Origin of the sequence: Runella aurantiaca (assembly GCF_003339505.1) — a bacterium.
GTDB classification, from domain to species: domain Bacteria; phylum Bacteroidota; class Bacteroidia; order Cytophagales; family Spirosomataceae; genus Runella; species Runella aurantiaca.
The window spans coordinates 67,804-80,147 of record NZ_QPIW01000025.1 but is presented as its reverse complement, the minus strand read 5'-3'; the positions used below and the strand labels follow the sequence as shown (position 1 = coordinate 80,147).

Annotated in this window: 13 protein-coding genes; 1 reads left to right on the top strand and 12 read right to left on the bottom strand. The window is 45.2% G+C overall.

What is annotated here, in order from left to right; genetic code table 11:
• Positions 1–24 precede the first annotated feature (24 nt).
• The 7 genes from DVG78_RS23110 to DVG78_RS23075 form a co-directional block, all read right to left on the bottom strand.
• Positions 25–981 carry a VOC family protein gene (locus tag DVG78_RS23110; RefSeq protein ID WP_114463429.1) on the bottom strand — a complete coding sequence of 319 codons (957 nt, stop codon included), beginning with the start codon at positions 979–981 and terminating at the stop codon, positions 25–27.
• Positions 982–1,067: 86 nt separating this feature from the next.
• Entirely contained in the window at positions 1,068–1,940 is an 873-nt protein-coding gene (locus tag DVG78_RS23105) for a helix-turn-helix domain-containing protein (protein ID WP_114463398.1), read from the bottom strand.
• Positions 1,941–1,991: 51 nt separating this feature from the next.
• Positions 1,992–2,294, bottom strand: coding sequence for a Dabb family protein (locus DVG78_RS23100; protein ID WP_114463428.1), 303 nt, complete (start codon positions 2,292–2,294; stop codon positions 1,992–1,994).
• A 196-nt stretch (positions 2,295–2,490) separates the two neighbouring features.
• On the bottom strand, positions 2,491–2,742 hold the full coding sequence (locus DVG78_RS23095) for a hypothetical protein (RefSeq protein WP_114463397.1): 252 nt from the start codon (positions 2,740–2,742) through the stop codon (positions 2,491–2,493).
• A 14-nt stretch (positions 2,743–2,756) separates the two neighbouring features.
• Positions 2,757–2,939, bottom strand: coding sequence for a hypothetical protein (locus DVG78_RS23090; RefSeq protein WP_114463396.1), 183 nt, complete (start codon positions 2,937–2,939; stop codon positions 2,757–2,759).
• 22 nt (positions 2,940–2,961) lie between these two features.
• A complete protein-coding gene (locus DVG78_RS23085; RefSeq protein WP_114463395.1) occupies positions 2,962–3,672 on the bottom strand; it encodes an OmpA family protein in 711 nt (236 codons plus the stop codon).
• Between the two features lie 437 nt (positions 3,673–4,109).
• Positions 4,110–4,262 carry a lmo0937 family membrane protein gene (locus DVG78_RS23075; protein ID WP_114463393.1) on the bottom strand — a complete coding sequence of 51 codons (153 nt, stop codon included), beginning with the start codon at positions 4,260–4,262 and terminating at the stop codon, positions 4,110–4,112.
• A 201-nt stretch (positions 4,263–4,463) separates the two neighbouring features.
• Between DVG78_RS23075 and DVG78_RS23070 the strand changes: the two genes are divergently transcribed.
• Complete coding sequence (locus DVG78_RS23070) at positions 4,464–5,318, top strand: TspO-related membrane protein (RefSeq protein WP_114463392.1); 855 nt, start codon at positions 4,464–4,466, stop codon at positions 5,316–5,318.
• 191 nt (positions 5,319–5,509) lie between these two features.
• Here the strand turns inward: DVG78_RS23070 and DVG78_RS23065 are convergent, their stop codons facing one another.
• The 5 genes from DVG78_RS23065 to rpoN form a co-directional block, all read right to left on the bottom strand.
• Positions 5,510–6,943, bottom strand: a complete 1,434-nt coding sequence (locus tag DVG78_RS23065) for a hybrid sensor histidine kinase/response regulator (protein ID WP_114463391.1) — start codon at positions 6,941–6,943, stop codon at positions 5,510–5,512.
• The gene (locus DVG78_RS23060; protein ID WP_114463390.1) at positions 6,943–7,413 is read right to left on the bottom strand and encodes a response regulator; all 471 of its coding nucleotides are present in this window, start codon (positions 7,411–7,413) and stop codon (positions 6,943–6,945) included. Before DVG78_RS23060 ends, DVG78_RS23065 begins: the two co-directional genes overlap by 1 nt.
• Positions 7,414–7,459: 46 nt before the next feature.
• The gene (locus DVG78_RS23055; RefSeq protein ID WP_114463389.1) at positions 7,460–9,061 is read right to left on the bottom strand and encodes a sensor histidine kinase; all 1,602 of its coding nucleotides are present in this window, start codon (positions 9,059–9,061) and stop codon (positions 7,460–7,462) included.
• Positions 9,061–10,536, bottom strand: coding sequence for a sigma-54-dependent transcriptional regulator (locus tag DVG78_RS23050; protein WP_114463388.1), 1,476 nt, complete (start codon positions 10,534–10,536; stop codon positions 9,061–9,063). Before DVG78_RS23050 ends, DVG78_RS23055 begins: the two co-directional genes overlap by 1 nt.
• A 150-nt stretch (positions 10,537–10,686) precedes the next feature.
• Positions 10,687–12,108, bottom strand: coding sequence for an RNA polymerase factor sigma-54 (gene rpoN, locus DVG78_RS23045; RefSeq protein WP_229598298.1), 1,422 nt, complete (start codon positions 12,106–12,108; stop codon positions 10,687–10,689).
• Positions 12,109–12,344: the final 236 nt, after the last annotated feature.

Below are 12,344 nucleotides of genomic sequence, written 5' to 3'. Positions count from 1 at the left end.
CACGGTCTCCATTTTCCGTCCCGTTTACAATTGAATCTCCGGCAATCCAGATTCAATAGCAGCGCGGTTGTGTTCTTTGTCGTTTGGCAGCATGAGGTGGGTGCCCAATTCTTCGACCGTCTCATCGACGTCAAAGCCCGGACCGCTCGTGGCAACTTCAAACAATTGGTGCGAAGGCAAACGGAAATAAATGGAACGAAAATACTTACGGTCTTTGATTTCGGTCACTTCCATGCCCAACTCATCGACCAATCGGTGACGCAGCGCCTGCTGCGCTTCTTCGTTATCAATTTTCCACGCTACGTGGTGCACGGTACCGATGCCGTTTTTGCCGCGTGGGGTGTCGGCGGCGGCCCGGAGCAGTTCTAGGGCGTTTCCTGATTGACCACCTTTTACTTCCAGACGAATCCGGTCGCCGTCTTGCGCCACTTCGGTCATGTTCATTTCGGAGGCCAAAAAGTGCCTTACGGGCTCCCAATCATTCTGCGCTACCCACAATGTGACGTGGTGAATGCCCCGAATGGCCACTTCTTCGTTGACTTCATCGGTGATGAAAGGCGTACGGGTGTCGTTATCGTCGGCAATTAATTCAATTTGAAGTTCGGCAGGGTCACGAAACCACAACACCTGCTGCCCAAAACGAACTGATGAAACCACGGTAATACCAGCATTTTCTAAACGGCTTTTCCAAAAACCCAGCGCCGTCGAAGGAATCGAAAATGTGGTGGAAATAATCATCCCCGTTCCTTCCACACCTTTACGAACCCCCTGATTTTGATACGGAAATGTGGTAAAAATCGTACCGGGCGTGCCTCTCTTATCGCCGTAATACATGTGATATACGGCATTGTTATCAAAATTCACCGTTTTTTTAACCAGCCGAAGGGCTAACAATTTGGTGTAAAAATCGTAATCTGCCTGCGCTTCGTTGACGGTGGCGGTCACGTGGTGAAGTCCTTTGATGAATGGCTTAGTTTCCATGGGGGGTAAAGGTTTTTTTTTGATTGCAAAATTGACGCAAAGAATCACCTCTATCAACGTAAAAACCACGGAAGTTGTTGGCGTTTTTACGGTTCGGCGTTTTCGCGGAACTCACTAAACGCCATTCCTTCGCTTTTTTTGAAGAATTTGCTAAAATGGGCAATGTCATCATAGCCCAATTGGTAGGCAATTTCTTTGGCGTTGAGTTCCGAATAACGCGCCAATCGCTTGGCTTCCAGCGCCAGTCGGTTCTGAATAAATTCTTTGGCCGACGTGCCCGTTTCACTCTTAATGACGTCGTTGAGGTGATTGGCGGTCAGGTGTTGGCGGTCGGCGTATTCATTGACTTTATGGTATTTCCGAAAAAAAAGCTCAACATCATTTTTAAACTGTTTTACAATCTCCGCCTGACGATTGTCCCAGGTTTTGTTCAAGACTTTTTTGTCAGATTTGAAACGTTTGCATTGTAGTAAAAACAACTTTAGCCACGCGCCTACCGCTTCCCATTTTTGAGAGCGTTCCGACCGCGTCTCTTCTGCAATGCCCCTGACCAACGGCAACAATTCATTTATTTCGTCGGGGGTCAGTTCCAACGGAAGCGACTCATCACAGTTGAAAAACAGGTCCATATCGTACAACTGCGAAGGCGAAAAACTGTATTGCTGCAAAAAATCGGGTCGAAAAAGAATAACGTGCCCGCGCGGATTGGGCTCCGTCACCGTCAGGTGGTGGATTTGTTCGGGAGAGACAAAATAAACCGTATTTTCCCGCAACGTATATTCTTTAAAGTCAATCTGGTGGACTCCTTGGGCACGCTCAACCACAATGACGGTGAAGTAATCGTGCCGATGTGGCAAATCGGGGGTTTGAGAGCGTCGTTCCTCCACCTCTAGCATGCTGCGATATGCAAACGGAGTAGGAAGATGCGCCTGCCGAATATGGGTTTCAGGTTTTTGCATGGGGGGATCAAAACAAAAACGGCATGACTTACGCCATGCCGCAGGTATCCATTAAATATCGTCTGAATCGTACACAATGACCTTTTCCCACAAATGCGCGCAGTTTTCCACAAATTTATGGTGAATGGGGTGGTCTTGGTACACATCCTGCTCGGCTTTGGTTTCAAACAGCATCAGCCACGACACCGAATATGAACGGTCAATAACTCCCCGGTGCGTATCGGCTACTTTGCCGATGTGGGCAAGTTTTACACCCTCAAGCTCGGTTAAGGTTTGAAGGCCTGCTACCAATTGGTCGCGGTCGGCGGCGCTGTCGGGATTTTTCAAAAAAAAGAAAACGTGATGTACAAACATGGTTTTGGAAGGGGGTTTTATAATGAGAAGCAATTCTACCCAAAATCTAACCATCTAAAATCACCTAAAAGTTCATCGTCACGCCTATTTCAGCCCAAAATACCACAGTCTATTTTGTACAAAAAAGAGCCGGGGGACAAAATCTCCCGGCTCTCACCCATTCCTAAACCCTTTACCTTATGAAAAATCTACTACACTATTTTTTGATTGGAACCGTGTTTGGTACTTCATTGTATCCACGATTACCGCTCATGTTTTTGCTCTTTGAATAGTCGATGCTTTCCTCTTCGGAGGTGTGCGCAACATCAGACTTGATTTTACTTTCTTCTGGCGTTTTTTCTGGCACAATTGCGTCCGAAAACAGCGCATCGCTTGAGTTTTCTGTATTTCCGGATATCATTTTTGTTTTATCCGCAATTATTATGTCTTCAATCAATGTCTTTTTCATGGCTCTTGTCTTTTCTAACCGCCCGTGTATTTTTCGGCTTCTTCGGCCTTTTTCTTTATCTCTTTATACAACTTGATGTCTACTTTTTCAGGGTCTACGTCGGTTGTTTTTGGCAACGTTTCTTCCTCTTTTTTGCGGATTTCGCCCGTTTTGGGGTTCTTTTCAAAATCCTGAGGTGTGATGAGGCTCTCTGGCATATCGTTCTGTTTTTAGGACTTATTAGCCATTTTTCTTACTAATCTTATCTTGTTCTGCTTGGCGCTTGGCGTCTTTTTTCAAGGTTTGATTGGCCACAATCGCTATCTCAACCCGCTGATTCATACGGCGTCCTTCATCGGTGCCATTGGATACTTTGGGGGTTTGTTCACCAAAGCCTTGTGTCACCATTCGTAACTGCGGCACATTGTGAGCCAGCAAAAAATCTGCCAATGATTCGGCCCTTTTTTCGGATAGCACTTGGTTTTGCTTGGCATCTCCTACTCCATCCGTATGACCCGCAATCAACAACTCCGTATCTTTGTAGATAATCAGTGTTTCGGCCATTTTCTTTAGTTGTTCCTGAGGGGTATTAGAGAGGGCATAACTATCACTTTCAAACAACACAACTGAACTCACTGTAATCTTTATGCCCTCTCCGATACGCTCTACTACGGCTATTCCGCTCAAATCTCGGCTCAGGGCCGTAGCCTGTTTTTCCATGTATTTTTCAATAACAGCGCCCGCTGCCCCGCCGATTGTTGATGCCACGATGGCAAAATTGGCGGGATTTTTAGACCTGCTAATTGTCTGTTTGGATGCTCCCGAGGTATCGTTCCCCGATTTTCTAACGTTTGGTGTGGATGTACAGTCGGAAAGCCCTGCGATAAGCGAAAGGCTTATCGAAAAAATGAATAATCTATGAATCGGTATATTGATATCTATTGTTTTCATGGCCTGTTTTCTCAATTAGACAACATACCTTGCGGCTTCGTCACTCAGCTTAGTGATTATTTTAGTATGTTCAATATTTATCCTAAAAAGTCGTGCCAGACATCAATTTTTAAAAGGGGTTACATTGGTATTTTTATAACAAAATATGCTGTCCGTAGTTATTTAATCCGATGGGCATTCAGTTTAACCTTTCGAAAAAAATCATCTCGTTTTTGTTGACTAACTCTGCTACCCGAACTAGCAGAGTGCGTAGTGGGTGAATGCGATAGATACAACATGCCTACCGAAGTGGCCAAACCCACAAATCCGGTGATAGTAATTAACAAAGCAATTTCCATAACATGATGTAAATTAAAGTTTTACGATGTCATATCTACGCACTAACCACTTTTATATACAACGCTGAGTAAAGTAATTTTCGGTATTATATCTACGCACTATACAGTCCCCCGGCGAATAAAACCGATTAGTAACGAAATAACAGCCAGTACCAAAAGGATGTGAATAAGCCCCCCCGCACTGTAAGCAAAAGCTCCAATGAGCCAGCCAATAACTAGGATAACAGCGATGATATATAATAGAGAACGCATGGCTTTAAAGATTAAAAGGTTTCATTTCGTTTAGACGATTATATACCTTAAAACACTTGTGCCACAAGGCTATTCGAGCAAAAAATGTAGAAAATCGGGTTGTATATAGCCTATTATGAGTAATATCTTCCCCACTCCCGCAGTAGATAAGCGCGTGGAATAATTGTTGACTTCAGTCAATTAACCTTAACTATCACCTATATGACAACGCTTTGGAATAAATCTGCCGTAAAAACCTATCAAATTTTGAATTGGGTATTCTTCTTAGCGATGGTTTTTGTGAATTACCTGGCAAATGCCTTGCCGATTAATGACAAAACCACTGGGCAACTCTCTAATCAGTACCCCAACTTGTTTGTTCCCGCCCCCGTCACTTTTTCGATTTGGGGCTTAATTTATCTGTTGTTGTTGGTCTTTTGTATCAAACAAAGCAAATCACTCTTTAGCACACACGCCGACCCCGCCACGGCCGAAACGGTCACCGTCATTGGGCCTCGTTTTATCTTTACCTGTATCTTGAATATGGTTTGGATTTTGGTCTGGCATTATGAATACGTGGCTTTTTCGGTGTTTATAATGATATTGTTTCTGGCCCAGTTAATCAATATCAACGCCCGAATTGACTCCCTAACACCTTATTTAGCCAAAAACTCCCGTTTTTCCGTCAAAGCACCTTTTGGGCTTTATTTGGGGTGGTTATGCATTGCAACAGTCGCCAACGCGACCACCTTGTTAGTGATTTTAAACTGGAACGGCTGGGGACAAAGTGAAGTATTCTGGGCCTCCGCCATGGTGCTGGTCGGGGCGGTTATCGGCAGTTTTGCCTTGCTGAAATTAAGAAATGCCTACATCGGCTTGTCGGTTATTTGGGCGCTTATCGGAGTCATTATCGCCCGGCTCGACGCAGACGTGTACCACCGTTTTGTGGTGTGGTCTTCGGTATTCGGCATTATCGTTGTTAGCGCGGCGGTCATTGCAGAAATCACAGGCTCTTTGTTCAGAACCAAAAAAGTAAAAGTCGTAGAAACAACTCAAACCATTATTAGCTCCAATTAATGTGAATAAAATACAGTTTTTCTAACTTCTCAGATACAAAAAGAGGCTGCCAAAAAAGTATTTGGCAGCCTCTTTTTGTTGGAAATGACCGTTCAGGTCTTTCAAAAAAACGAGGGGACTCACAATCTAATTCTCCAATTGCGTTTAATACACCCTACTTTTGTTTTCAGCCTTCCAAAATCCTCCTTTTATTAACCCAAAGGAAACGTAACGGTAAAAGTTGTTCCTTTTCCTTCCTCCGACTCGACCTCAACCGAAGCCCGGTGAGATTGCAAAATGGTCAGCGTGGCCGCGAGCCCCAGTCCCAACCCGTTTGATTTGGACGTAAAATAAGGCTCAAACAGGCGGTTAATGTTTTCTGGACTTATTCCAGAGCCGTTGTCCTGTACTTTTACACAGCAGGAAGTTTTAGATATTTCCGTCGACAATGTCAACACACCTTTGTTTTCTTCCATGGCCTCAATCGCGTTGATAATCAAATTGAGTAACGCGATTTTAATTTTGGGCTCGTCCAATAGCAACAAACAGTCTTTTCTATAAACTTTATTGAGTATAATTTTTTTTAGACTCAGTCTATCTTCGGCCTCGTTGATGGTTTGATCCAATAATTCATGAATAGAAATTCGCTTCAATACGGCTTCATGCGGCTTAAAAGAATTGAGAAGCTCCGTGATAAGGGTATTGATACGTTTACCGTTTCGGCGAATAATATCCACAAATAACCGTTGGTCATCGTCCTGTAAATCAGTCTCCAGCTGGTCGAGCGATAAGTGAATATTAGTGAGCGGATTACGGACTTCATGCGCCAACGTACGCACTAAGCGCGCCGTAGATGCTGATTTTTCGGCCAATAGCCTGTCGCGCTCTACTTTTTTTCGCTCAGTAATATCCTGAATAACAAGTAGATAGTAAGCCTTTCCTTCGCTATCGTTTTGTTTGCTGGCGTGCAGCGAACAAAGCACGCGCTCACCGCTTTTGCGCACCAGCCACATCTCCAGATTTTCGACCAAGCCCTTTTCTTCCAGCGCCTGTACATACATGGAGTGCTGCGCTGGAATCGCAAACAAATCCTGCGAATGCAATTGCAGGATTTCTGCTTCCGTATACCCCAATAGGTCAAGGGCAGTATCGTTGTGATAAAAAACGAGTCCTTTGGGCCATTTGAGCAAAACGGCATCTTTCAGCTGGCCAAAAATTCCCCTGAGACGCGTTTCACTTTCGCGCAGGCGCTGCAACACCGCCGAGCGTTCAAGCGCGTAGCGGATACAGCGTTCAAGCTTTTCGGAATCCAACTCACTCTTTACGAGATAGTCCATGGCGCCCAATCGCATGGCCTCCACATCCACTCGCTTATCACCTTTGCCCGTCAGGAGCACAATCGGACAGCTTACGCCGCTCTGAATCGCCGCTTTCAAAAGGTCAATTCCAGTTTTGGCACCAAGCAAAAAATCAAAGAAGCATAAATCAAATTTGGCGTGGGTCAGTTGTTCAATTCCTGCGGAAAACGAACCCGCCCACGTAATGATAAATTTTTTGTTGCGAATATCTTTGAGATAATCTGACGTAAGGAAAAAATCATCTTCATCATCATCTACAATGAGTAGTCTAATGGTGTCGTTCTGCATCAGTCGAGGGAGTTGGGAAGTTGAACAATATCAAACCAATAATGCCCGACAGTACGGGCTACTTCTATAAATTCCCCAAAAGACACGGGCTTTGTAATGAAACAGTTGACGCCTAAATCGTAGGTTTGCAACACATCTTGCTCGGCCTTCGAAGTAGTGAGTACCACAACGGGAATAGCCCGGAGGTCAGGGTCAGATTTGATTGCCTTCAACGCCTCCCGCCCGTCCATTTTGGGCATATTGAGGTCCAACAAGATAATTCCTGGGCGGGGGCTATCGTCAGGATTAATGTATTTATTTCGGCGTTTCAGGTAGTCCAACAATTCCACACCATCACTTACAAAGCGAATTTCGTTCAGCAGATAGTTCTCCTCAAAAGCCTCCTTCGTAAACATCCGATCATCCTCATCATCGTCGGCAATCAGAATCATAACACTTTTTCGCGCTTCACGAATCTCTGTGGTGTCCATAGTACGTCAGATTAGTTATAAGCAGGGTTGTTTTTCACAGGCCAGCTCAGCGTGCCTCATGCTGTCTGTGCGGTAAATAAAAAATAAATTCGGCTCCACCACCTACTTTTCCGTGCGCCTCAATGTACCCGTGATTGGATTCTACTATTTTACGGCAAATGGCAAGTCCCAAGCCTGTACCTTCGTACTCGGAGCGGCCGTGTAAACGTTGAAAAATGGTAAAAATCCGCTCAGCATATTCTGGTTCAAAACCAATTCCGTTGTCAGAAACACTTACTCTGTAGTAGGTTTCGTGGGGGTTAAGCTGCATGACTCCCTTGATTTCCTGAATGTTGGCCTTACGCGCTTTCACTGTTACCACTGGGGCCACCGATGGCTTGGTAAACTTCAGGGCGTTCTCTATTAAATTAAGAAACAGTTGATGCATTTGTACTGGTTGTGCCTCAATAGTAGGGAGTTTGTCGATACTGATCGTGGCATTTTTGTCTTGAATTTTTACTTCCAAATCTTCAATTACGTTCTTGACGACTTCTTCAAGCGAAATAAAAGTAAGCGACTCCGTTTGCCGCGACACCCGCGAATAAGTAAGTAAATCTTCAATCAGGCCATTCATACGATAGGCTGCATTGGTCATTCTTTCCACAAAAAACTGCCCTTCGGTACCAAGTTCTTCTTTGTATTTTTTATCGAGCCGTTCGCCAAAAGCAATGATTTTACGCAGTGGTTCCTGCAAATCGTGCGAGGCTACATACGCAAATTGTTCCAAGTCTTGGTTGCTTTTTTTGAGGGCTACCAGCCGGCGTTCTAGCTCTTTTTGGTAAGTTTCAATTTCGGTGCGGTCGGCAGCTACACCTATTACGCGTTCCAATCGCCCATCTTCTCCAAAATGGCAGCGCGCCCGCAACGTGAGGTATTTGAGGTTTCCAGCGGCATCAATGATGCGGTGCTCTATTTGAAAAGTATCTCTTTTTTCGGCCAATACCGCTTTGGAATAATTTTGGACGCGGGCCAAATCTTCGGGCACAATAAAGCTTTCAAAAAAAGCCCTCGTCACGCATTTGTCTGGATAGGCCTCTGGCGCAAGCCCCATCAGTCTAAACAGCCCCTCAGACCACCGAATCCCCTTTTCATTCTTTTGCCACTCCCAGCTTCCACATTTAAAAATAACCTCAGTTTCGTTGATTTGGTACTGCTTTTTTTGCAAATCCATCTCGTGGACAAGCGCATCCGTAACATCTTCAGCCACGTTCATGATGAGGTGGTTTTTGCCTTGCTCATCGTACGTCAATACCGTTGCTCGGCTGCGAATACTGCGAATACTGCCGTTTTTATGGCGTATTTCAAACGTAAATTTAGCCGTTTCTCCTTCTTTCAGGGCCGCAAAGCGTTGGTAGGTTTCTGCCACAAAACGGTTTAAATCAGGATGTACCAACACCGAAATCAACGACCCGCCCATTTGCTGAATGTCGTCGTAAGTATAGCCCAGTATGTCTTGTACGCGATTGCTGATAAACACCATTTGCCGCAGGTTCAGGTCAATGATGTACACCAAATCGGGAGAAATCTGAAACAGCCTTTCCACTTGTTTCCCAGCCAGGTCAAGTCGAAAGGGGTTTGGGGCAGCAACGGGGACTTCGGCAAGCGGCATCAGTTACTTAAGTTTATATTTTTCATTTTATTGTAAAGCGTTTTTCGATCAATGCCCAAGGCCTGAGCCGCTTTACTCTTATTAAAATTTACCTGTTTAAGTACGTTCAAAATCATTTCATATTCGGCTTCCAACGCCGCCGATTTCAAATCAACCTTTGAAGTAGCGTATGGCTTGGGAGCGGTGGGCGCTTCGTAAGTAGGTTGAGGAGAGGGCAAATCCTGAACGGAAGAGGTGGTTACCGTACCCGAATCAAAAAACAACAGTTTTTCATAATTTAACAATTCAAATGGTAACGTCCGGGCATCTACGTAGTCACCTTCGGTGAGGAGCGTAGAGCGCTTGATGACGTTGCGCAATTCGCGTAGGTTGCCCGGCCACGGGTATTCCCGGAAAGCCCTTTCAACTTCGGGCGTAAAGCCTTTTACCTGCTTTCCAAGTTCAGTATTTGTTTTATCCAGAAAGAATTGGGCAAAAATCATCAGGTCAGACCGACGCTCACGCAGGGGCGGCACATCAATGCTAAATTCATTGAAACGGTAATATAAATCTTCGCGGAATCGGCCACGGCGGGCGGCGTCCATCAATCGCTCATTGGAAGCCACAATCAAACGCACATCTACGTCAATTTCGCGGTTGCCGCCAATGCGCCTAAGCTTTCGTTCCTGCACCACCCGCAAAAGTGACACTTGAACATCGTAGGGAAGATTTCCTACTTCATCCAAAAAAAGTGTCCCTCCGTTGGCCATTTCAAAGTGGCCGATTTTCTGGGCGAGGGCTCCCGTAAACGAGCCTTTTTCGTGCCCGAAAAGCTCACTTGCCGCCAGCTCTCGCGAGATGGCCCCGCAGTCCATCGCCACAAACGGCCCAGAGGCGCGTTTGCTTCGCTTGTGGATTTCGAGCGCAACGGCTTCTTTTCCAGAGCCGCTTTCGCCGTAAATAAGCACGCTATAATTGGTCGGAGCTACCAAATCAACCTGCTTGTAGAGATAGGTTGATTCGGGGCCTTCCCCAAAAATATAATGCGCTTGGGCACTTTTTCGGCGCGTTGCGCCGCCGGGCGTCGCAGGTGCTATTTCTTCGGCAAACTGTCCGCCCTGCTCATGGGTCTGTGAGTGATTGAGCGCTTTCCGAATCGTAAGTAAAATTTCATCTGGAAAGAGCGGTTTAGTGATATAGTCATACGCCCCCTGCTTCATGACATTAATGGCTGTTTTGATGTCAGAATAGCCCGTAATAATCAATACGGGCAGGTGAGGGAATTTTTCCTTGATGCGCGTCAAAATCGTGGCTCCGTCCATGTCGCCGAGTTTGAAATCGGTGAGGACCAACTCTGGATGAAATTCTTCCAAAATTGCCAAGCCCGTGACACCGTTGTGGGCCACCGCCACCTCAAAACCGTGTTTACTCAAAAAACGACGTAATAGTAAGCAAATGTCGGTGTCGTCGTCTATAACCAAAATTTTCTGTGCCATCTAACTTAAACGTTCAAGAGGTTGTTTCGCTTTTATTGATAAAGGCTCGCTGGTTTGAACAACGAAGGCCATTTATATAGCTGCGATTTGATTTATTTTCAACTCTATTTTTCTCATCTGCTCAACGTATACGCGGTGGGCCGATTCGGGTTATAAAACTCTCCGCAACGAAGCGGCTTGAATATCCATTTGTTCGCGGTATTTGGCCACTGTCCGGCGGGCCACGGGATAACCGCGCTCGGCCAACATTTCAGCCAATTGAAAATCATTAAAAGGATGCTGCTTGTCTTCTTTAGACACCAATTCGGCCAACACCAACTGTATCTGACGATTGGAAACTTCTTCGCCACTTTGGGTCAGAACTCCCTCCGTAAAGAGGTCTTTGAGGTGAATAACGCCAAACGGTGTTTGGGCGTATTTGCCACTGGTAACCCTCGAAATCGTCGATACATCCATGTTGATACGCTCGGCTACATCACGCAGTACCATGGGTTTCAGTAATCTCACATTGCCCGTCTTAAAATAGTCTTCCTGAAGTTTTACGATGGTTCGCATCGACTTCAGCATGGTATTTTCGCGCTGCTGAATGGCTTCAATGAGCCAATTGGCGGCGTTTAGTTTTGAATTTACGTACGTATTGGCGGCCCGAGTTCCTCCCACTTCTTTGGCGTACGACTTGTTGATTTTCAAGGGGGGAATCCGCCGGTTGTTGAGTTCTACATCAATCAAATCTCCGTCAACGGTGATGATGTAGTCAGGCACGATATTGTCTTTGATGACCAAACTATCCGTTTGGCTACCAATTACGGGTTGTGGGTTAAGCGTACCAATCAGCGCTACAATGGATTTGAGTTGGTCGGAGGTGATGTTGTTGGATTTCATCAGTTTCTCGTAATTACGAGCCGCAAAATCCTCAAAATTATTTTTAATCAACTTCGTTGAGATGGCCACTTCGGGGCCTTGTAAGCGTTCCAACTGCAACAACAAACAATCCTGCAAATCGTGCGCACCCAGCCCAGGCGGGTCCATTTTACGAAGCAACTGAATGATTTCCTGCACTTCCTCCTCTTCCACAAACATGCCGCTGGTAAACGACACATCGTCGGCAATGGCACCAGCGCTGTAGTTGAGGTAGCCGCTGTCGGTCAATGAATCCACCACAAAATCAGACAATAACCGCTGACGTTCGTTGAGCGCCAAGAGGTGAAATTGCTCTTTGAGTTCGTCGCGCCAAGTGGTGATTTCTGCCATCATGGGCGTATACTCGTTATCGTCATCCGAAAAATTATTGATTCGGGTGCGATAATCCGGGGTATCATCATCCCTAAACTCGTCCCAGTCCATATAGTCTTGGGTTCGGTCTTCGGCTTTTGTGATTAATACGCCCTCATCAGACGCATCAAATTCCTCAATCGAATCCTCTGGCCCTTCTTCCAGAATAGGATTGTCTTCGAGTTCATTTTTTATATGTTGCTCAAGTTCGAGCGTATTGAGTTGCAGAAAATTCAGCAGTTGTATTTGCGCAGGAGATATCTTCAGCGTTTGTTTCTGCGATTGAATAAGGTTTAGCATGGGAGCCGCCATGGTTGGACAACATTTTTTGGTAGTTAAGTACCAAATCGGATGCCTCAGAGATTCAATGAATTACGTAAAAGCCTTCTTTCTTTTTGTAACTTTCAACAAAATACTTCTAATCAGGCATTTATACTTAAAAACTTTTTTATTAAAACAACGTTACTAATTTTATAGTTTTCCGTCATTGCTATTTTTTACCCAAAATGGGTATTTTTTTCCACAAAAACATGTGG